The sequence below is a fragment of the Bacillus sp. FSL W8-1143 genome, assembly GCF_037965155.1.
GTDB classification, from domain to species: Bacteria; Bacillota; Bacilli; order Bacillales; family Bacillaceae; genus Bacillus; species Bacillus pumilus.
In genome coordinates this window covers 2,816,527-2,836,072 of sequence record NZ_CP150182.1, presented here as the reverse complement: position 1 = coordinate 2,836,072, position 19,546 = coordinate 2,816,527, and the positions used below count along the sequence as shown (strand labels likewise).

The following is a 19,546-nucleotide window of genomic DNA, read 5'->3' as shown; positions in this document are numbered from 1 at the left end:
TCTTATTGTTAAAAGTCTGCCGATTCACCGGCAGACTTTTTTTATAACGCACATTCTTCTATGTCAAAACCTAAATCTTCAATGATATGATGATCCATTTTGACTTGCTGACCTTTTGTTGTTAAATAATCGCCTACGAAAATGGAATTTGCCGCATAAAGGGCAAGCGGCTGAAGCGTCCGTAAATTGAACTCTCTGCCTCCAGACACTCGAATTTCCTTGGTTGGATTGACAAACCTCATGAGTGCCAACACTTTCAATGCTTTGACCGGATGTGTTCGTTCTTGATGCTCAAGTGGTGTTCCCTCAATTGCATGAAGAAAGTTGACTGGAATGGAATCCGCATCAATGGCTCTGAGCGCAAAAGCCATTTCAACAATTTGCTGGTTGGTTTCACCCATTCCAATAATAACCCCTGAGCAAGGTGACATGCCCGACTGTTTGACCTCCTCAAGGGTCGACAAGCGGTCATGATATGTATGAGTTGTCGTAATGTGAGTATGATGATCTTGATGTGTATTGATATTGTGATTGTACCGATGAACCCCTGCTTCCTTCAGCCGCTTCGCTTTGTCTTCATTTAATAACCCAAGACATGCACACACCTTCAAAGGCATGGTCTCAGTGATCTCTTTTACTGCTGCTGTCACCTCATCTAATTCTCTGTGAGAAGGTGCTCTGCCGCTCGCGACAATACAATAAGTCCCCGCTTTTCTCTTGAGCGCCTCACGCGCGCCAGCCACAATCGTTTTTTGATCAAGCATTGTATATCGTTCAACCGATGCTTTAGAAATGATCGACTGTGAACAATAACCACAGTTTTCAGGACAATAACCGCTTTTTGCGTTAAGAATCATATTTAATTTCACCTTATTTTGAAAAAAATGAAATCGTACTTGATAGGCTGCATGCATGATAGATAATAATTCTCTATCGTCAGCTTCAAGAATATCTAGACCTTCTTGAAGAGTGATCCGTTCATTTTTCAGCGCTTTTTCTGCTATCGCTTCCCAAGACAAAGATATGTGTTTTCCCATCATAAGCTCCTCTCATTATGTTAACTTATTTTTATTAAAAGTTAACATAATGGATAGTCGTTGGCAAGCATTGGATAAATGAAGTCTACAAAAATACTTGAAGACACACAAAAAGGCGATGATCATGAAGTCATCGCCTTTTTATATGTAAAGCCTTATAGCTTATCGAACAGTAATATAGTTAATCACAAGCTCGCCTAGTGAATTATAGTAAGAAACTGTGACAGAACCACGTTGTACGGCACGAATCCAAGTGAAGTTCGGAGCTGTTTGATCTAATTGAATGGCATATGTTGCGCCTGACACAGAAATTTGACTTGCTGGAAGAGAGACGGCGATTGAAGAACCTACAGTAAGCGTACGGTTCACTGTAATCACTTTATTCATAATAGGAGCTTTTGCTATAACTGGTTCTTTTGGCTGTGCAGCTGCATGTGCACCTTCAGTTTGGAAGAACGTAAGAGCACCTAAAGCAGCTAAAGACAATGTACAAGCTTTCATTAATTTTTTCATCGGTAACACTCCTTTTTTTGGCATATACATATATTAATAATAATAGTATTATATGTCAATTAAAATATGTGGAAAAAAGAGTATTTATGGTGAAAATTGTCACATATTATTCATGAGCCTTCTCTTTTTTAGGGGAAAAAGAGGCATAAAAAAAAGCTGGGCGTATCCCAGCAATGTAAAGCTTTATGAAAAGAGATGCTCAATCGTCGTCTCGCTGTTTTGGCTGACGGCCTTTTTGCTTCTCTTTTTCTTTAATGTAGTGAATAAAATCGATGGTTTGTCTTCGTGCTTCTTCGGAAAAATCGGAGGCAGCCTTAAACGCAATTTGCAAATCAGGATCGTCTGCAAGGTCGCCATCAGTTCCGCCTTTGTCCTTACCTGTGAGAAGATAGTCCGTTGAAACCCCGTATAACTCGGCGATTTTCACAATCATTTCACCGTCGGGCTTTCTCAAGCCATATTCCCAATTTGCATAAGTGGACATCGCCTTTAATCCGAGTTTTTTAGCAACCGTTGACTTGCTCCATCCATGCTTCTCTCTTAATTCAGTTAAAATCTTCCCAGTCAAATTATCCATTGGAAACACCTTTTTTCATGTTATGAGTAAATTTTATCATGAATTACACGGAAAAGATAAATAATTACACAAAAAGAATAAAAAAATGATTGACTTACTCGTTTTGTGTATATTATCATAATGAATATAACTTACACATATTGAGTAAGAGGTGAAAAGATGAAACTTGAAAATTTACGAGAAGAACGCATTTTACAAGGAAAAACACAAACCTATTTGGCGAAAAAGTTAGGGTATAAGTATACGAGCGGCTATGCAAATATAGAAATGGGCAGAACGAAGCCCAGCTTAGAAATAGCAAAGCATATTGCAGATTTGCTGAATAGGGGTGTTCAAGAGCTTTTTTTTGACCAAAAGTTACACGAAATGAGTAATTCTTTAAAGGAAGAGCACTTCTTTGAAAAGGGGAGACGAACAAAATGAATATTGAACATCCAATGGTAGCGCAGATGAATGATTTTGGATATCCAAAAAGCTATTGGTCATATGACATGACACGTTATGGGTATCAAGTCGAGATTGAAGAGAGTCTGGAGGGATTTGAAGAAGATGAAACATCAGATGACGTTTGATGCCAGAAAGGAAGCGCAGCTCTGTTTAGTCCAAGCCGGCGGCTGGATGACCTTTCAACACCAAAAACCGGTGTTTGTTTTTTCCACATCAGAAGACAAGCAAACATACATGACCCTCTTGGCGGAAAAGCTCGCTGAAGCAAAAAAGGAGGAAGCAAGACGACATGAAACGATGGAAGAAAATCATGGAAATCCTCAAATGCTTGCTCAAAGCGAGTAAAAACGAACAAGACATTCGTCAGTGGGAAAAGGATGACGGGAGATCATAACATGGTCATCCATTTCATCATTGAGACAGAGTTATTGTTCACAAAAGATACATTGATAAAAAGAATACGAGCAGCTGCAAAAGCGCAATGCCCGCAGAAAATAAAAGACGCACTATCACTCGAGATTCGTTTATTTGACGACATGCCGCTTGACATAGCTGATTGTCAAATCAAGCGTACATACGCAGAGAAAGGTTTGATACGCCCAGTGAACGTCAGCATCTTTCAGCCACGACTACACCATATTCAAGAAGCACTTCATTCTATTGCGGATAGGGCCCCTCTACAGATCGTTGATTTAAGAGTTTCCCAGTTTTATAGTATGCGTCCAAGAATTGAAATCATTTTAAATACGATAGGTGATGGCACGAAGTCCTCACCAATTAAGGAGACAAGCATATGAACGAGCCAAAACAATTATTCATTCAAGAAAACCAGACATTTGTCGGTGAGATGGAAACAGGAAAAATTCAAGTCATCGTGTTAGATGGGAATGTAGGAACAGCTTATCAGATAGATGTACCTGAACATGGAAAAACCATTATCCAAACGGCAAAAGGTCATTTTGCAAGAGTAGATCACGAGATTGGTTTTAAAATCAGCTAGATCACTGAACAGATCACAACATCATACGTCCAAGACGGAAAGCCTGCGGACACTGATCAAGACCCTATGAAAAGGGGACTGATTGGTGTCCGTTTTTTATTTTCTTAAAAAAGGGAGAGAGCCAATATGCAAGATTTACTCATTGAATACAAACGAGCATTAAAGGATGCTAGAAAACAATATGAACCATTTAAAGAAAAAGACGAACATCAGCTGTCCGTTCAAGACAAGCATGATAAAAAAATGATCGCCAGTATGGTGAGCGATCTCGAATACGTAGTAGAGTGGCTTCAAATTGGAAGAGAGCCAGGCGCACGCAGAGGATTAGACAGACGTTCAGTCTATCAGCGCACCATTCTAGCAAATCCAGAAGTGTTAGAGGCTTTATCACATGAATATACAATCATCCAAGAAAATGAAAAAGAATTCAGTGAGCGGGACAAGAAACGAATTGATGAAGCCTTGTCCGTTTTAACGGACCGAGAAAAGGACGTATTTTTCATGCACACAACGCAAGGATTATCGTTTAGCGAGATTGCGATCATGCTGGATGTGAAGAAAGGAACTGTGCAAAAACATATGGAGAGAGCTCGGACAAAGATGGCCAAAAAAGTACAAGAACGCCTATTCGAAGCAGCTGAATAGGCGTTTTTTCTTTTACAAAATAAATGGAGCAACACTTGTCTTACAGTTGCCACCTATAGTTAGAAAGACCAAACGGATGTTTGCTAGCCCTACACAAATGATTCCTTCACAGGAAATCGTTCGAATTAAAAGGAGGCGGCAGGTGAATGTAAATGAAAGATAAACGGATAGAAGCCAAGCAAGATTATATGAAAGGGATGACGTACCAGCAAATTGCTGATCATTACAATGTCTCGATCCATACCGTGAAATCTTGGAAAAGACGATACGGATGGCAAAGGCAAAAAGGTTCGTCAAAGCAGGCACACTCGATCTTCAATCAGTTTCTTTCAGATGAAACAATTGAAATCATGGAGAAAATGGGCGGGCGTACATCGCTTGATTTAATCTGGGATCAAATTCAAATTCAATATGCTGCCATTATTCGGGCGCAGCGAATCATGTATGTGTCAGATCAAGATGACATGATCAAAGAGCTGAAAAAGGCAGCATACATGCCTTCTTCATTAGAAGAAACAGTAGAAGGCATTCAGCCAGAACAAGAAATCAGCACAGAAGAATATTCGTTTCAATTTTCATGGGATCGGCATGCCACCTTTTTAAATGCCCAATCCCGTGCAATGGGAGAGCTCAGGCGTCTCATTAAACAGTTTGAAGAGCTTGCACATGCGAAGGATGAACGAAGATTAAGGCTAAAGCAAATTGAACTGACCATCGAAAAAACAAAAAAAGCAGTGCGCGAAGAAAAAGAGGAAGATCTTCACATCATGATCAAGCGAAAAGAGGATAACTCATGACGCCATTGATTGAAAAAGAAGTCAATCCTCACTTTGAACACTTTCTATTCGATTGGAATCAAAAGTTTCAATTTTTAGTAGGCGGCTACGGCTCCTCGAAAAGCTATCACATTGCGTTAAAACTCATTTTAAAGCTGCTGGAAGAAAAACGGACAGCACTTGTCATTCGAGAAGTATATGATACGCACCGCGAATCAACCTTTTCTCTCTTACAAGAGATCGTCAGCGATCTTGGCATCGATCATGTGGTGAAGTGCCGCAGTTCGCCGCTTGCCTTGACGTTTCGAAATGGCAGCAGCATCTTATTCAAAGGGCTGGACAAGCCTGAGAAATTGAAATCGATTAACAACATCTCGATGATTTGGATTGAGGAGTGTTCGGAGGTTTCTTATGAAGGCTTTAAAGAGCTGCTTGGAAGGATGAGGCACCCGTCCTTACCGCTTTATATGATGTTATCGACCAATCCTGTTGGTCAAGATAATTGGACGTACAGACATTTCTTTCGAGATGAACAGTTGAAGCGATTTGTCCTAGATGACGAAACCTTATACAAAAAACGCACCGTTGTGATCAAGGATACGTACTATCATCACTCCACAGCGGAAGATAACCTATTTCTCCCTAAAAGCTATGTGGAGCAGCTGGATGAGCTGAAAGAATACGACCCAGACCTCTATCGAATTGCGAGGAAGGGCTATTTCGGCATCAACGGCACAAAGGTTTTTCCTCAATTTGAGGTGAGAAGCCATTCTGATGTATTAGAAGCCATTCAGCAGATTGACCGGCCGCTAAAACGAGCAGGCATGGATTTTGGATTTGTTGAATCATACAATGCGCTCATTCGATTAGCCGTCGACCATGAAAAAAAGTACTTATATATTTACTGGGAATATTACGACCGCGGGAAAACAGATGATGAAACAGCTGTTGACCTAAAAGAGTTCATTGAATCAAAGGAACTCATCAAAGCCGATGCAGCCGAGCCTAAAACCATTCACTATTTTCGGCAGCGTGGATTTCAAATGGTGGCAGCACATAAGTTCCAAGGCTCTCGTTTGCAGTATACGAAAAAGATCAAACGGTTTAAAAAAATCATTTGCTCTGATGCTTGTCCGTACACAATCTATGAACTTCAATCACTGACCTATAAGGCAGATAAGGATGGACGTTTAGAGGAAGATGCATTTCAAATCGATCCGCACACATTATCAGCGATCTGGTATGCGCTGGATGATTATGAAGTGACGGATTTGAAACAGACCGCCTCAGAGCGTGTCCGTCCAAACAGAGAGAGGAGGTCCATACAATGAAACAATTGAAAGCAACGATTATGAAGGCAAACATGTCTGATCATACAAAACAAATGTATGCAGATGAATTTTCCTATGAAAAAGATGACATTGTTCCCCCGCCTTACAACATCAATGAATTAAAAAGCATGGCAGAATATTCAACCATTCTTCAGCAATGTATTGATGCGTACAAAACGAATATTTTGGGTTTTGGGTTTGGGGTGGAATATGCCTTTGACTTTAATGCAGAAGGTGTAAAACCGGCAAAAAAGAAAGCCGCAGAAAAGGAATGGACAAGACTTGAAGAGTTTACGAAGTACATGAACTATGATGAGTCCGCTGATGTGATTCTTGGCTATGTCCTCGAAGACCGAGAGAAAACGGGCAATGGCTTTTTAGAGGTGCTGAGAGATGGACAAGGAAAGCCGGCCGGAATCGAGTATTTAGATGCGCTCCATATCCGCATTTGCAAGCTTAGTGAGCCAGTCGACGTTGAATTCAGTTACACAGAAAATGGCGAATTAAGAACAATGAATCGAAAGAAACGATTCCGCAAATATGTGCAGGTAATCAACGAAAAGAAAGTTTTCTTCAAGGAGTATGGTGATCCGCGCATTTTGCACTGTGAAACAGGCAAGTACGATGACACCACACCAGAGCCGCTTCGCGCAACAGAAGTAATTCATTTTAAAATTGGCAGCGGAACGTATGGGATTCCCCGCTGGATTGGCAACATCGTCAATATGTACGGAGCACGCAAGGCAGAGGAGCTGAACTATCTTTATTTTAAACAAGGACGGCATGTACCAGGTGCCATCATTGTCGAAAATGGGATGCTGTCAGAATCCTCTTATCAGCAGCTTCAAGATTATATGGACGATATTGAAGGATCTGATCATGCACATAAATTTCTATTGCTTGAAGTTGAAGGTCTGCCGACAGAAAAAGGGCTAACGGGAGAAGAAGATGTCTCAAATGTCAAAGTAAACTTCAAATCTCTAGCCGAGATCCTGCAAGAAGATGCGCTTTTTTTAGAATACGATGAAAAAACAAGAAACAAAATCCGCTCTGCGTTTCGCCTTCCGCCAATTTACACAGGTGAGTCTCAAGACTATAACAAAGCGACAGCAGATACAGCGCGTAAAACAACAGAAGAGCAAGTATTTCAGCCGGAACGGCATCTCATCACAGGAAAACTCAATACTCTTTTTCTGCCGGATCTTGAAATTTGGCATGTCCGTTTTCTATTAAATGGTCCTGATTTTAGAGACCCATTAGAGATTGCCAAAGTACTGACACCATTTATTCAGGCGGGGGCAGTGTCACCTAACGATTTGCGCGATTTAGCAGGAAGAATCCTCGGAAAAACGCTAGAGGAATGGCCTGAGGAACTGTATCACCGCCCTTTAGAAAGCCGCATGAAATCAGCTGAAGAAAAGCCTCAACCAGAGCCGGACCAGCTGACGAAATAAACAGAAGCGAGTGCGCTTTTTTGAAAGGGGGTGAACATATGCCAAGAGAACTAAAAAACGCTAAAATTACGCATGTTTCCTACGTGGACAAAGCAGCGAACAAGAAGAAATTCTTTTTGATGAAAGCAAAGAAAAAGCGACCTGACTTTCAAAAGGAGGTCAGTGTCCTGACAAAGGCAGAAGATGCTCATCGCCTCGTGTACGGTGTCGTGTATGAGCCGAATACGCCTGATGCACATCAAGACTTTATGACAGCCAAGGAAATTGAAAGAGCGGCACACGGCTTTATGAAGGATGCCCGTCATATTGACAAGCAGCATGATTTTCAGGATGGTGTTGGCGAAGTGGTTGAATCATATATTGCTCCGGCTGATGTTGAAGTGGGCGGGGAGCTGATTCGCAAAGGATCTTGGGTGCTTGTGACAAAGGCTTCCCAAGAGATTTGGGATCAAATTCAAAAAGGCCACATTACAGGCTATTCAATGGCCGGAACGGCGGACATCGTCGCCATAGAAGAACAAGATCAGCTTCTATCTCAAGACACAAATGAGAGAGGTCTTTTTTCTTTGCTGAAAAATTTCTTTTTAAAAGAGGAAGGTGCAAACATGTCACAACCATTTTGGAACGTTTTAGACCATCTGCTGGAAACCTTACAGTCAAGTGATGGTGATGAGGCGGATGTAAGAGCTACCTTAGAACAGCTCATTCCAATCGTGCAGGACATCCTGAAGACAGAGGATGTACTTCAAACGATTGGTGAAAGGCCAGCAGACGTACAAAAAGAAGAGGCCGCTTTGACGACGGATCAAGTGCGAGAGCTCGAAAAGGCAAAAAAGGCCATCGAAAACGTCTTGCAGCAGGCTGAAAAGCAGGAAACAGAACAAACAGGGGAAGAACCTGTCCAAAAAGTGCTCGAACAAGTCGTTGCACCGATTCGTCATCAGCTCTCTTCCTTAGAGAAATCAGCCAGCAGAGAAAAAGCAGCGATGCAGGAAGTGCTTCAGGAGCAGCTTTTGCCTATTTCAGAGCGGATTCACATGCTTGAAAAGGCAAGGGGCATATCAAAACAAACAATCCACGATACACAAAACGACACGACAAAACCCATATGGGATGGCTTACTATAAGCCGAAATAAGGAGGAAACAGTGTGAGAAATCAAGAGTTGATTCGTAAGGCCGAAATGACACTTGCCAGCTTAAAAACCGGCGGTCTCATGAACGCAACCCAATCCAGCATATTCATTAGAATGATGCAAAACACACCAACCGTTTTAAATGATGCACGCATCATTCCGATGGAAAGTGATTCACAAAAAATCGAAAAAATCGGCTTTGGCCAGCGTATTTTGCGCCCAGCAGAGGAAGGCAAAGCGCTTGATGCAAAAGACCGTGTTGTCCCAGCGACAAGCACTGTCCAGCTAAATGCAAAAGAGGTCATTGCAGAAATTCATATGACCTACGACAGCATTGAAAACAATATTGAAAAAGACGGAATTCAGCAGACAATTATGCAAATGCTTGCTGAACGAGCGGCCGTTGATATTGAAGAGCTCATCGTCAATGGGGATACGACTTCATCAGATCCGTTTTTAGCCCAAATGGATGGCGTCAGAAAACAAGCAGTATCTCATATTGTCGATGCCAATAGAGCGGAAATTAGCCGCCAAATGTTTAAACAAGCCTATAAAGCGATGCCGTCAAAATATTTACGTGTACCTCAGGATTTCCGTTTCTACACATCTCCAAGTTTAGAGGTGGAATGGAAGGATCAAGTAGCAAACCGTCAGACAACTCTCGGAGATGCGGTTATTCAAGGCGGACTTTCTTCTGCATTCGGTGTGCCGGTCAAAGGTCTTGCCAATATGCAGCCATATGACGAAGCGGGAACAGACGTATCTGATATTTTGCTGACACACCCTAAAAATATTATCGTAGGTTTTTCTCGTCATATTCGAATTGAAGTAGAAAAAGATATTCGCAGACGTAAATTTATTATTGTCCTAACAGCAAAGCTAGACAGCAAATTTGAGGAAGAGGATGCTGTAGCAAAAGTGATGAAAGTGAAAGAGTAGGTGACATCAGGCCATGATTATTTCTCCTGAAGAACTGCAAGCCTATTCTGTATTTGAGCGTGTGAAAAATCGATCTGTAGAAAGACTGACAGCAGATATTATCGAAGCAGAAGCTGCGGTATTTCAAATCGTAGGTCATGATTTCTCAAGCGAAAAATATCAGCCCCTCCCTGAAAAAGCAAGAATCGCATTATTAAAAATGGCCCAATATTTTGCCATGCTGAATGATGATGAATCTATGATGAAAGGCTTTACGTCAGAAAAAATGGGTGATTATTCATATGCGAAGGCAGCTGATCAAGTGAAAGGCAAACCTTATGTATATGCCCTGCTTGTCGATTACATTGAACCATCATTTACTGGGGGCAGTACCAAATTAAAGGTGAGATCATTATGAGTTATCAATCTCTCTTAACAGATCGCTGTGATCTTTTTCACCTTGAACATCAGGAGGCTTCCCGAGGAAAATTCGGGATTCCAGCTGATGACTTACAAATGACTCTTTCCTATCCTGATGCACCTAGCCTGACAGATCTGGCTTGTTATGTCATAGAAAAGAATCAGTCGCTTGTGCAAGAAGAGCCGAATACAGTGATTTATCAGTCCTATCTTGTCCATTTCCCTTTAGCAAGTGATATTCGCCTGCATGACAAAATGGTGTGGAACGGCGTCTCACTTAAGTTACAGCAGCCCAAAAAAGTGAAAAATCATCACATTGAAGTGATGGCAGTCAGGAAGGAAAATCTATGAAAATTGATGGACTTGATCGGCTGCTTTCACAGCTGGAAACAGCGTGTGCCGGCGGCTTAAAAGCAGAATATCAAGATTGGCTAGAGGACATGGGCCTAGAGCTTTTGGACATCATTCAGGATGAGTTAATCAAGGAGAATGCTGTCGATACAGGTCGGCTTCTAAGCTCCTTTACGCAAGGAGACAAGGAGAATCATTTTCTCATGTCAAAAGGTGGTCTCACACTTGAAGTGGGAACGAAGCTTGAATATGCCTCCTATGTTAATGACGGACATGCTACTTCTTCAAGTGGAGAGCGAAGATGGGTGCCTGGCAGGTGGGCTGGCAGCCGCTTTGAATATGATCCGAATGCAAAGACAGGAATGATGCTTGCCTCTCAATGGGTAGATGGAAATGGCTACTGGGATCATGCTGTCATGCTCTATGAGCAAATGTTTGAACAGTCGCTGGATCGAAAGCTTCAAAGCTGGTTCGATCGACATTTTGGGAGGTGATGAAATGAATCAAGAAGTCGGGGCAATCATGCATTATATTTACACACACTTTCCTGTGACAATGTATGATCGACTTTTGCCAGAGCGTTTTCAAGTGCCATCCGTTTATGTGCCGCCCGTAACAGTCATCAGCGGTCCAGATACGGTATCTACATTTATGAAATCTTATTCGCTGCAAGTGAAAGTGTTTCATATGGATTCAGAAAAAGCACATGACGCGGCAGAAATAATTGTTGATGCATTGCTTGCTGATCGTCAAATGATTCAGATGATGAGTGAAGATGGAGAGGTGCTTGATGATTATGTCCGCATAAAAAGAGTGGAAACCAGAATGTTAGATCAAGGCGTAGCAGCGATTGTCCTGACGTGGGATAGCAGTTATTGGTATAACCGAGACAAACAAGCGAGCCTTGAAGACATCAACTTTTCAGATGGGGTGATCAAACGTGAGCAAGACTAAAAAAGCAGAGCCTGCTCAAACAGCTGGCGAAGAAAAAGAATTTGGCTTTTCATTTGAAGCCTTAAAGGAGCACAGTAAGGATCTTTTTGGGGTTAAACCAGAAATCCTTGAAGGTGCTCTTTTTTATATCAAACATCAACCAATTACAAAAACAGAAGCGAAAAAGCACATTGATGCTTTTTTGTCCAAGGAGGTTTAAAGGATGAACGGAGGCACATTTACACCAGGTACAGAGAAAAAGCGTCCTGGCATTTACTTTAATTTTAAAACAACAGCAGAGCAGCGAATTACTTTAGGCGATCGAGGTACGGTGGCACTTCCTCTTGTGATGAGCTGGGGAGAACCAAAAACCTTTATTTCCGTTTCCAATATGGAAGACTTAAATAAAAAGGTTGGACTCAACATTGATGACAAGTCACTTCTTCTTTTCCGTGAAGCAAAGAAAAAAGCACAAACGGTCTTGCTTTACCGCCTAAACGAAGGGGTACAAGCCAAAGCGGAAATCGCAGAAAAATTTGTGGTCACAGCCAATTATGGCGGTCAAAAAGGAAATGAGATCACTATCCAAGTGGCAGAAAATGTACTCGACAGCACAAAACGTGACGTCATCACTTATCTTGGAACAGATATTGTCGATAAGCAGGTTGTCACGGATGTCAAAGATCTTGTAGAAAACAAATATGTTCAATTTTCTGGTGAAGGTGAAGCAGTTATCACGGCTGGTGTGGCACTAAGCGGCGGAAAAAACGGTGTGGCAAGTGTCGCAGATTATACAGCTTTCCTAGAAGCAGCTGAAACGGAATACTTTGATGTCATTGCTCTCCCAGTCGATAAAAGTGAGCAATTAAAAGCGACATTCGCTTCCTTTATCGAGCGTTTACGTGATAAGCAAGGACGTAAGGTGCAAGGCGTTGTGGCGAACTATGCAGCTGACCAAGAAGGCATCATTAATGTGACAAGTGGTGTTGTGCTGGAAGATGGAACAGAACTAACACCTGCTCAAACAACAGCTTGGGTCGCAGGGGCAAGTGCAGGTGCAAACTTCAATCAGTCACTCACCTTTGTTGAATACGAAGGAGCAGTAGATACATTAGAACGCCTTGATAATGATCAAGTAGAATACCGATTATCACAAGGGGAGTTCATCTTCACTTTTGATGCGAGAGACCGCACGGTGAGTGTTGAAAAAGATATTAACTCTTTAACAAGCTTCACAGCTGAAAAGAATCAGCAAATGGCGAAAAACAAAATCATTCGTGTGCTTGATGCCATCAACAATGATTTAACGTTCGAATTAAAAAATCTGATTAAATTACGCAAAGCCAATGGCAATGACATTCCAGCATCTGATGATGGAGTGCAGCTTGTGAAAACACTGATTACACAGTATCTCACACAGCTTCAAGATGGCAGCGGCATTACAGGCTTTAACTCAGAAACAGATATCGTCATCGGTCTCAATGAAGATCGTGATGGATTTATTATCGATCTAGCTGTTCAACCAGTAGATGCAGCAGAAAAATTCTATTTCAATGTGGAGGTGAAGTAAGATGGCTTTTAAAGCGCAAAATACAATTTCAGGTAAAGAGGGTCGTCTTTTCTTAGAAGGTGAGGAGCTTGCCTTTATCAAAACGTTTGAAGCAAACGTGGAGAAAAACAAATCAGAAGTCAACGTGATGGGCCGAAGAATGACTGGTCATAAAACAACTGGGGCAAACGGAACAGGAACGGCAACATTCTATAAAGTCACTTCACGTTTCGTACAACTCATGCTCAACTATGTGAAAAAAGGGGAAGATCCTTATTTCACTCTTCAAGCGGTGATTGACGATAAATCATCAGGCCGAGGTACTGAGCGTGTGACATTATTTGATGTCAACTTTGATTCGGCTAAAATTGCTGGACTGGATGTCGATTCAGAAGCACTTGAAGAAGAAGTTCCTTTCACGTTTGAGGACTTTGATCTTCCTGAGAAGTTGAAAGATACATTTTAAAAAGAGATAAAAAAAGTAACATTTCTTTGTTGAAAAAATTATCGTTATGTTATAATGAATTCAAATTACGGATTCTGTAATTACACTTAACTGTAATCCTTAAACAATGTAGTAATTAAGAAAACGTGTTTACATGCAAAGCGATTTGCATACAATAAAAAGAAGCTAGGATGCGACAACATCCCGGCAATGTACAATGAGGCCCTCAAGGGGCTGGCTAATCAATTAGATAGTTTTAAGGATAGACTTTCCCTTCAACCGTCCAAAGCTCAAGGGGAGTCTATTTTTTGTCTATATACGTCAACAAAGTAAAGATAAACATCCCGAATAAAAGCATTAGGGAAATCGCTTCAAATGTTGACATTGGCATCACCCCCTTCCTATCGGGGATGAGCCAGACACCCTTGAGCAAGCCGTTCAATTGTACGATTTATATTATACATGAAAAGATTGGAAAGCACATTCAAAAATGGATGTGCTTTTTTGCATTCAAAAAAACAAATCAAAGGGAGTTTTTAAACATGAGCGAAAAACAAACATTTGATCTTTCATTTTTTATGCCAGGACAAACAGTAGAAGCGGAAGAGGTCAAAGTACCAATTTCTAAGCGTTTTGTTGATAAAAAAGGGAATGTCATCCCTTTTGTCTTTAAAGCCATTACAACTGAACGCATTGATGAACTGGAAAAAGAAAACACGACCTTCAAGAATGTCAAAGGCAGAGGCCGCGTGAAGGACTTAGACAGCCAGCGTTTCTACGCACGAATTGCCATTGAATCGACTATTTATCCAGATTTCCGCTCGAAGGAATTAAGAGAAGCCTACAGCACACAAGATCCAGTTGAAGTCGCAAAACGTGTATTATCTGTCGGTGGTGAATACGCAAACTGGTTAAACAAAGCGATTGAAATCAACGGATTCGAAGACGAAATTGAAGATTTAGAAGACGCAGCAAAAAACTAATAAAAGATGGGGATAAGGAAGCCGTGTTTTTATATTACGCCATGCACGAGCTTCACTACTCCCCATCTGAACTCCTAGATTTATACGAATCACCAAGACCATTCAAAGCACTCCTATTTGGACTCATCAGCTACAAACTCGACATGCTAGAAAAAGAAGCAAAGAAAGGAGGGAAATAATTGGCGAAACTCACTGCGCGATTTGAATTAGAAGACAAAGTATCGAAGAAGCTGCTGCGCATACAAAAACGATTTCAAACATTTGAGAAGCAGCTCAAACCATTTAGAAAACCGGTGAAAATAAACCTGGATATAGATGACAAGAAATTAAGAAACTTTAGTTTATCGCTTCAGAAAATGTCAGTGATTTCCATGAGACTGGATCAAGGAATCTATCGTGATCTTAAAGCATTAAACAATCAGTTAAATATGTTCCCGAATCACTTGGTCATATCCATTCAAGCGAAGGGATTAGATGTCATTAAATCTAGCATAAATCGTTTAAAGCAAGCGGGAACAAGCCCCATTATGCTGACGTTTAAACTAAACGATCAATTGTCGGGTAAAATGTCATCAATCAAAAAATCTATCTTTCAGCTCATGAACAGAACGTACTATATGAGATTAAACATGGTTGACCAAGCCACCGCTGCAATTCAACGAATCAAAAAGACGCTCAAAAGCTTGACGATGTCTAAACACGAAATCAGAGTGTCTGTTCAAGACAATGCAAAGAGTAAGTTGAAAAAACGAGATCAAGCAGAGTCGGTTGTGAAAGAACAAAACATAAAAAAAGAACCTGAGGCTGTTAGTCCGTCAGTGAAAACAGAAGATCCTAAACAGAGCTGGCTCCAGAACCTTGCCAATAAGGGGTTAAGTGAAATTCAAAAATATGCAGGTGACGTTGCAGATAAAGTGAAGGAAAAATTGAGTCCTAGAAAGTTTTGGGATGAAAAGGCACTTCCTTGGGTTGAAAATAAAATAGAAGAGTACAAGCAAGATGTGATCGGAAGAATTAAAGAGAAAATTAAATTTAATCCTGAAGAAAAACTAGATCAATTGGTGAAGGCTGGATTAGATCGACTCTTAGGTGCAAGTGATCAATCAAGTGAAAGTACCACTCAGGCACCAACAACAGCACCAACAACAGCACCAACAACAGCACCAACAACAGCACCAACAACAGCACCAACAACAGCACCAACATCAACACCAACAACAGCACCAACATCAACACCATCAAATCCAGCTCCCAAAACGAAACCTCAGTCGCGAGGTGGAAAAGGCTTGTTTCGCAATAGTTGTTGCCCCTGCTGTGCAAGAGGTTTAAGCAGGGGAGGATCTACTAAAACTAAAAATCGAAATGGTCGCTCACCAAGACAGACAAGAAATCCAAATGCTACATCAAGGGCCGAAATGAATAGAAGACCTCCAAGTAGATTAGGGAAACTGAAAACAAATGCAGGTAAATTATTTGGAAAAATCCCTACTGGACTAAAGAAAGGTGCGGGTATCGCAGCTTCAGCTGGCGGACTTACGGGTTTAGTGAAAGGTAGCAAGGGGTTAAGTGGATTAGGGAATGCAATGAAAAGTATAGGTAAAGGGAGCGGAAAATTATTAAAGAAAGTACCTATTCTAGGAAGTGTACTTAGTGCAACAAATCTAATTGGTATGAACAAAGAGAATGCTGGTGAAAAGATTGGTACGACTGGAGGCGGCATCGCCGGCGGAATGGCAGGTGCTGCAGCAGGTGCAGCTATTGGCAGCGTAGTCCCAGGGATAGGTACAGCCATCGGCGGTCTAGTAGGCGGCATTGCTGGAAGTATGGGCGGAGAATCTATCGGTGAAACAATTGGAAAATGGTTTGATGGCGGCGGATTTGAAAAGATTGGCCAAAAAGCCATTGAAATCAAAAATCAAATTGTTGAAGTTTGGTCAACAGTCGCCGCTTGGTTCACAGAAAATGTATGGACGCCACTAAGTGATACAGTCGCTACAGTAGCAACAACCATCTGGACAAATCTAGTCAATGCCTGGACATGGATTCAAGAAACATTTAGTGCAGTAGCAAGCTGGTTTATCGAAAACGTTTGGACACCGCTCAGCGACACAGTCGTTACGGTAGCAACAACCATCTGGTCAAGTCTAGTCAATGCATGGACATGGATACAAGAAACGTTCAGTGCAGTAGCGGGTTGGTTTATCGAAAACGTTTGGACACCGCTCAGCGACACAGTCGTTACGGTAGCAACGACCATCTGGTCAAGTTTAGTCAATGCATGGACATGGATACAAGAAACGTTCAGTGCAGTAGCGGGTTGGTTTATTGAAAACGTTTGGACACCACTGAGCAGTACAGTTGTTACAGTCGCTACAGGGATTTGGACAGCATTATCAAATGCATGGAAAAAGATACAATCAATCTTTGGAGCTGTATCGTCATGGTTTATGGAAAATGTGTGGAATCCACTTGTAGATACCGTAGGAACCATTAAAGACAGTTTCGGGAAAAAGTTCGAAGAAGCGTATAAAGTGGTGACAGATATATGGGATGGATTATCCAAATGGTTTGAGGACAACATTCAAAAGCCGATTGTAAAAGTAGCAGAAGCTATTAGTGATGGTTTTTCTGCAGCATTTGGTTGGGTTAAAAAGATTTTTGACAAAGCAGGCGGTATTGTAGATGTAGTCATAAATTGGATTGTTGGGAAGAAAAAACCTGATAACAATGCCACAGGCGGCTATATCACCCAGCCAACCTTATCATGGGTCGGTGAAGCAGGTAACGAATTTGTCATTCCAACTCAAAATAACCGAGGGCGCGGGAAGATGCTGCTTGCTCAGGCTGCTTCTCATCTTGGGATGTCTGTTATGCCAAGCGGAGCAGCTGGAAATCAAGTATCAAGCTCTCCAGCTCCTACAGCAGTAGCTTCATCATCTTCTGTCGGTTCAATAGACGGATCGGTCTCGATGACTGGGAACATTCAAGCCTCCAGCATAGGCGAGCAATTTAATAAGGATTTTGAACAAGGATTAAATCAAAAAATGATTACACTTGATCAATGGAAACAAAAGAATATTCAGCAGCCTTTTGGTCAATTGACCTCAGACTCAAATAAGTACGGTCAGCAAACAGTTGCTGCTTTTGCGAATGGTCAGCAGGTGACACCAACAGGAACAGACAGCTTTTTGCAAAGTCGTGTAAAAGCACCATACCAACAAGTGATGACAGCATCACCAACTTGGGGTTCTGGAACGGTTAGTGGTTTTGCCACAGGTCAAAATGCCACATCAGTTGGTACTAGCCAATACGTAGATCAGCACATCAAACAACCATTTCTACAAGCAAAACAAGAATCACCAGGCTGGGGCTCAGGAATGATGGATGCCTTTAACAGTGGCATGCGTTCAAAAGCAAGTGAAGTCACACAAGCTGCCAAAGAAATGGCGAAGAAAGTAGAGCAGGCGTTTAGAGAGGAATTAGATATTCATTCCCCTTCACGCGTCATGATGAGTCTTGGGAAATTCGCATCGATCGGTGTCGTCAAAGGACTCGACTCAGTGGATGTGAAAAAGTTTGCTGAAAATCAGGCTGGTTCATTAATTGGCGCTTTCAGCGGTATGGGGGCTTCAGGGCTTAATATAAAACAATGGCTCATGGCGGCTATCATGGCAACTGGTACATCAATGAGCTGGCTCCCAGGTTTGATGACCATCGCACAGAATGAGTCGCGTGGAAATCCGAGAGCAATCAACTTATGGGATTCAAACGCCAAGAAGGGAACGCCTTCTAAAGGATTAATGCAAACCATTGGACCAACGTTTAACTCCAATAAAGGCAAAGGCATGAATGACATTTGGAACCCAATTCATAATGCCGTAGCAGCCATTAACTACATTAAGGGCAGATATGGAACAGTCTTCAATACACCAGGATTACGAAGTATGAGAAGAGGCGGGCCTTATAAGGGCTACGCAAATGGCGGACTGATTACTCAGGAGCAGGTTGCTAGAGTCGGTGAAGGAAACAAACGCGAATGGATCATACCTGAAGAAAGAGGCATTCGCGGAAGGTATTTATTAGCGCAGGCAGCCAAGGCACTTGGGATGCAAGTATATGATCCAGCAAATGCATCTGCTCCTTTACCAGAATCACAGATGCAGCAAGTCACCTCAGCTCAGTCTTCTAGTCGTACTGCATCGCCAGGTAATAAACAAATCACGATTCAATTCAATGGAGACCAGCATTTCCATAATGGACAAGATCAGCAATCGCTTGTCGAAAAAATTAGACAAATGCTCGTAGATGAACTGGAAGTAGAGCTTCATACAGGAACGAAGGGGGTCGTGATTGATGGGTAAATCAGTGTATCAATTGTGGATTTCCCAAGGAAAGGACAAGTTGCGATTCCCTGTCCTTCCATCCGAACTTGAAATCACAAATAACGTACAAAATGAAACGGTAAAGGTTGCCTCTTTTGGAGAACTAACCTTTATTGATGTCCCATCGGCTAAGCAAGTATCATTCACTTCATTATTTCCTAAGAAATATTCGCCAATTGCTGAATATAAAAGCATTCCATCACCGGAGAATGCGATAGCGAAAATAGAACGAATGATGCGTTCAAAGAAGTCTGTGCGGTTGATTGTAACGGGGACAAAAATCAATATGACGTGCAGCATTGAAAGCTTCACCCATAAAGAAGGATCATATGATATTGGCGATCGTGAATTTACGATCGAGTTAAAGGAATACAAAACCGCATCACCTAGGAAAATTAAACGAAAGAAAAAAGCAAAACAAACAAAAAAGAAAAGGCCTTCAAAAACACCGCCAAAAATGTACACCGTCAAAAAAGGGGATACGCTATGGGCTATTTCAGGCAGGTTTTATGGCGACAGTACAAAATGGCGACGTATTTGGAATGCCAATAAATTAGCGATGATTAAACGTAGCAAACGCAATATTAAGCAGCCGGGGCATTGGATTTTCCCTGGACAAAGGTTAAAAATACCACAATAGGGGGGCTGGCA

Annotated in this window: 25 protein-coding genes; 22 read left to right on the top strand and 3 right to left on the bottom strand. The window is 41.7% G+C overall.

Annotated elements, in window-relative coordinates:
- Positions 1-41: 41 nt before the first annotated feature.
- The 3 genes from bioB to NSQ36_RS14570 all read right to left on the bottom strand — a co-directional run bounded on the left by bioB (position 42) and on the right by NSQ36_RS14570 (position 2,127).
- Positions 42-1,037, bottom strand: a complete 996-nt coding sequence (gene bioB / locus NSQ36_RS14580) for a biotin synthase BioB (RefSeq protein WP_050944017.1) — start codon at positions 1,035-1,037, stop codon at positions 42-44.
- 162 nt (positions 1,038-1,199) lie between these two features.
- Positions 1,200-1,550, bottom strand: a complete 351-nt coding sequence (locus NSQ36_RS14575) for a hypothetical protein (RefSeq protein ID WP_003213146.1) — start codon at positions 1,548-1,550, stop codon at positions 1,200-1,202.
- A 199-nt stretch (positions 1,551-1,749) separates the two neighbouring features.
- On the bottom strand, positions 1,750-2,127 hold the full coding sequence (locus NSQ36_RS14570) for a helix-turn-helix transcriptional regulator (protein ID WP_050944016.1): 378 nt from the start codon (positions 2,125-2,127) through the stop codon (positions 1,750-1,752).
- A gap of 159 nt (positions 2,128-2,286) precedes the next feature.
- Here NSQ36_RS14570 and NSQ36_RS14565 point away from each other — a divergent pair, with 159 nt between their 5' ends.
- From NSQ36_RS14565 to NSQ36_RS14460, 22 genes are all read left to right on the top strand, one after another.
- Entirely contained in the window at positions 2,287-2,550 is a 264-nt protein-coding gene (locus NSQ36_RS14565; RefSeq protein ID WP_050944015.1) for a helix-turn-helix transcriptional regulator, read from the top strand.
- Positions 2,547-2,699 (top strand): hypothetical protein, encoded by a 153-nt coding sequence (locus NSQ36_RS14560; protein ID WP_170965973.1) that lies wholly within the window; start codon positions 2,547-2,549, stop codon positions 2,697-2,699. Before NSQ36_RS14565 ends, NSQ36_RS14560 begins: the two co-directional genes overlap by 4 nt.
- The gene (locus NSQ36_RS14555) at positions 2,677-2,919 is read left to right on the top strand and encodes a hypothetical protein (protein WP_233421710.1); all 243 of its coding nucleotides are present in this window, start codon (positions 2,677-2,679) and stop codon (positions 2,917-2,919) included. Before NSQ36_RS14560 ends, NSQ36_RS14555 begins: the two co-directional genes overlap by 23 nt.
- Before the next feature lie 50 nt (positions 2,920-2,969).
- Positions 2,970-3,371 carry a hypothetical protein gene (locus tag NSQ36_RS14550; RefSeq protein ID WP_050944014.1) on the top strand — a complete coding sequence of 134 codons (402 nt, stop codon included), beginning with the start codon at positions 2,970-2,972 and terminating at the stop codon, positions 3,369-3,371.
- The gene (locus NSQ36_RS14545; protein ID WP_012011053.1) at positions 3,368-3,574 is read left to right on the top strand and encodes an XtrA/YqaO family protein; all 207 of its coding nucleotides are present in this window, start codon (positions 3,368-3,370) and stop codon (positions 3,572-3,574) included. The genes NSQ36_RS14550 and NSQ36_RS14545 overlap by 4 nt, the downstream gene beginning before the upstream one ends.
- Positions 3,575-3,700: 126 nt before the next feature.
- Positions 3,701-4,219 carry a sigma-70 family RNA polymerase sigma factor gene (locus NSQ36_RS14540; RefSeq protein ID WP_003213659.1) on the top strand — a complete coding sequence of 173 codons (519 nt, stop codon included), beginning with the start codon at positions 3,701-3,703 and terminating at the stop codon, positions 4,217-4,219.
- A 152-nt stretch (positions 4,220-4,371) separates the two neighbouring features.
- Positions 4,372-5,016 (top strand): phage terminase small subunit, encoded by a 645-nt coding sequence (gene terS / locus NSQ36_RS14535; RefSeq protein WP_003213198.1) that lies wholly within the window; start codon positions 4,372-4,374, stop codon positions 5,014-5,016.
- Between the two features lie 8 nt (positions 5,017-5,024).
- Positions 5,025-6,326, top strand: coding sequence for a PBSX family phage terminase large subunit (locus tag NSQ36_RS14530; RefSeq protein WP_251191401.1), 1,302 nt, complete (start codon positions 5,025-5,027; stop codon positions 6,324-6,326).
- Positions 6,323-7,780 carry a phage portal protein gene (locus NSQ36_RS14525; protein ID WP_044140773.1) on the top strand — a complete coding sequence of 486 codons (1,458 nt, stop codon included), beginning with the start codon at positions 6,323-6,325 and terminating at the stop codon, positions 7,778-7,780. Before NSQ36_RS14530 ends, NSQ36_RS14525 begins: the two co-directional genes overlap by 4 nt.
- A gap of 38 nt (positions 7,781-7,818) precedes the next feature.
- Entirely contained in the window at positions 7,819-8,907 is a 1,089-nt protein-coding gene (locus tag NSQ36_RS14520) for an XkdF-like putative serine protease domain-containing protein (RefSeq protein WP_251191370.1), read from the top strand.
- A 22-nt stretch (positions 8,908-8,929) separates the two neighbouring features.
- Entirely contained in the window at positions 8,930-9,853 is a 924-nt protein-coding gene (locus NSQ36_RS14515; protein WP_339205977.1) for a phage major capsid protein, read from the top strand.
- 13 nt (positions 9,854-9,866) lie between these two features.
- On the top strand, positions 9,867-10,250 hold the full coding sequence (locus tag NSQ36_RS14510) for a DUF3199 family protein (RefSeq protein ID WP_050944009.1): 384 nt from the start codon (positions 9,867-9,869) through the stop codon (positions 10,248-10,250).
- Positions 10,247-10,603 carry a YqbH/XkdH family protein gene (locus NSQ36_RS14505; protein WP_003212773.1) on the top strand — a complete coding sequence of 119 codons (357 nt, stop codon included), beginning with the start codon at positions 10,247-10,249 and terminating at the stop codon, positions 10,601-10,603. Before NSQ36_RS14510 ends, NSQ36_RS14505 begins: the two co-directional genes overlap by 4 nt.
- Entirely contained in the window at positions 10,600-11,097 is a 498-nt protein-coding gene (locus NSQ36_RS14500) for an HK97 gp10 family phage protein (RefSeq protein ID WP_050944008.1), read from the top strand. The genes NSQ36_RS14505 and NSQ36_RS14500 overlap by 4 nt, the downstream gene beginning before the upstream one ends.
- 4 nt (positions 11,098-11,101) lie before the next feature.
- Entirely contained in the window at positions 11,102-11,557 is a 456-nt protein-coding gene (locus tag NSQ36_RS14495; RefSeq protein WP_050944007.1) for a hypothetical protein, read from the top strand.
- Entirely contained in the window at positions 11,544-11,756 is a 213-nt protein-coding gene (locus NSQ36_RS14490; protein ID WP_003212736.1) for a hypothetical protein, read from the top strand. The genes NSQ36_RS14495 and NSQ36_RS14490 overlap by 14 nt, the downstream gene beginning before the upstream one ends.
- A 3-nt stretch (positions 11,757-11,759) precedes the next feature.
- On the top strand, positions 11,760-13,106 hold the full coding sequence (locus NSQ36_RS14485; RefSeq protein ID WP_212045467.1) for a phage tail sheath family protein: 1,347 nt from the start codon (positions 11,760-11,762) through the stop codon (positions 13,104-13,106).
- Position 13,107: 1 nt separating this feature from the next.
- Entirely contained in the window at positions 13,108-13,551 is a 444-nt protein-coding gene (locus NSQ36_RS14480; protein ID WP_106029234.1) for a phage tail tube protein, read from the top strand.
- 521 nt (positions 13,552-14,072) lie between these two features.
- Positions 14,073-14,513, top strand: a complete 441-nt coding sequence (locus NSQ36_RS14475; protein WP_008344099.1) for a phage portal protein — start codon at positions 14,073-14,075, stop codon at positions 14,511-14,513.
- Positions 14,514-14,554: 41 nt separating this feature from the next.
- On the top strand, positions 14,555-14,692 hold the full coding sequence (locus NSQ36_RS14470) for a hypothetical protein (RefSeq protein WP_088002055.1): 138 nt from the start codon (positions 14,555-14,557) through the stop codon (positions 14,690-14,692).
- Entirely contained in the window at positions 14,693-18,874 is a 4,182-nt protein-coding gene (locus tag NSQ36_RS14465) for a transglycosylase SLT domain-containing protein (protein WP_339205974.1), read from the top strand.
- Complete coding sequence (locus tag NSQ36_RS14460; protein ID WP_003213616.1) at positions 18,867-19,535, top strand: LysM peptidoglycan-binding domain-containing protein; 669 nt, start codon at positions 18,867-18,869, stop codon at positions 19,533-19,535. The genes NSQ36_RS14465 and NSQ36_RS14460 overlap by 8 nt, the downstream gene beginning before the upstream one ends.
- The last annotated feature ends 11 nt before the right edge of the window (positions 19,536-19,546 follow it).

Coding starts and splice junctions, on each gene's coding strand:
- bioB (WP_050944017.1), bottom strand. CDS start 1,037: ATGGGAAAACACATATCTTTGTCTTGGGAAGCGATAGCAGAAAAAGCG.
- NSQ36_RS14575 (WP_003213146.1), bottom strand. CDS start 1,550: ATGAAAAAATTAATGAAAGCTTGTACATTGTCTTTAGCTGCTTTAGGT.
- NSQ36_RS14570 (WP_050944016.1), bottom strand. CDS start 2,127: ATGGATAATTTGACTGGGAAGATTTTAACTGAATTAAGAGAGAAGCAT.
- NSQ36_RS14565 (WP_050944015.1), top strand. CDS start 2,287: ATGAAACTTGAAAATTTACGAGAAGAACGCATTTTACAAGGAAAAACA.
- NSQ36_RS14560 (WP_170965973.1), top strand. CDS start 2,547: ATGAATATTGAACATCCAATGGTAGCGCAGATGAATGATTTTGGATAT.
- NSQ36_RS14555 (WP_233421710.1), top strand. CDS start 2,677: ATGAAACATCAGATGACGTTTGATGCCAGAAAGGAAGCGCAGCTCTGT.
- NSQ36_RS14550 (WP_050944014.1), top strand. CDS start 2,970: ATGGTCATCCATTTCATCATTGAGACAGAGTTATTGTTCACAAAAGAT.
- NSQ36_RS14545 (WP_012011053.1), top strand. CDS start 3,368: ATGAACGAGCCAAAACAATTATTCATTCAAGAAAACCAGACATTTGTC.
- NSQ36_RS14540 (WP_003213659.1), top strand. CDS start 3,701: ATGCAAGATTTACTCATTGAATACAAACGAGCATTAAAGGATGCTAGA.
- terS (WP_003213198.1), top strand. CDS start 4,372: ATGAAAGATAAACGGATAGAAGCCAAGCAAGATTATATGAAAGGGATG.
- NSQ36_RS14525 (WP_044140773.1), top strand. CDS start 6,323: ATGAAACAATTGAAAGCAACGATTATGAAGGCAAACATGTCTGATCAT.
- NSQ36_RS14520 (WP_251191370.1), top strand. CDS start 7,819: ATGCCAAGAGAACTAAAAAACGCTAAAATTACGCATGTTTCCTACGTG.
- NSQ36_RS14510 (WP_050944009.1), top strand. CDS start 9,867: ATGATTATTTCTCCTGAAGAACTGCAAGCCTATTCTGTATTTGAGCGT.
- NSQ36_RS14505 (WP_003212773.1), top strand. CDS start 10,247: ATGAGTTATCAATCTCTCTTAACAGATCGCTGTGATCTTTTTCACCTT.
- NSQ36_RS14500 (WP_050944008.1), top strand. CDS start 10,600: ATGAAAATTGATGGACTTGATCGGCTGCTTTCACAGCTGGAAACAGCG.
- NSQ36_RS14495 (WP_050944007.1), top strand. CDS start 11,102: ATGAATCAAGAAGTCGGGGCAATCATGCATTATATTTACACACACTTT.
- NSQ36_RS14485 (WP_212045467.1), top strand. CDS start 11,760: ATGAACGGAGGCACATTTACACCAGGTACAGAGAAAAAGCGTCCTGGC.
- NSQ36_RS14480 (WP_106029234.1), top strand. CDS start 13,108: ATGGCTTTTAAAGCGCAAAATACAATTTCAGGTAAAGAGGGTCGTCTT.
- NSQ36_RS14475 (WP_008344099.1), top strand. CDS start 14,073: ATGAGCGAAAAACAAACATTTGATCTTTCATTTTTTATGCCAGGACAA.
- NSQ36_RS14470 (WP_088002055.1), top strand. CDS start 14,555: ATGCACGAGCTTCACTACTCCCCATCTGAACTCCTAGATTTATACGAA.
- NSQ36_RS14460 (WP_003213616.1), top strand. CDS start 18,867: ATGGGTAAATCAGTGTATCAATTGTGGATTTCCCAAGGAAAGGACAAG.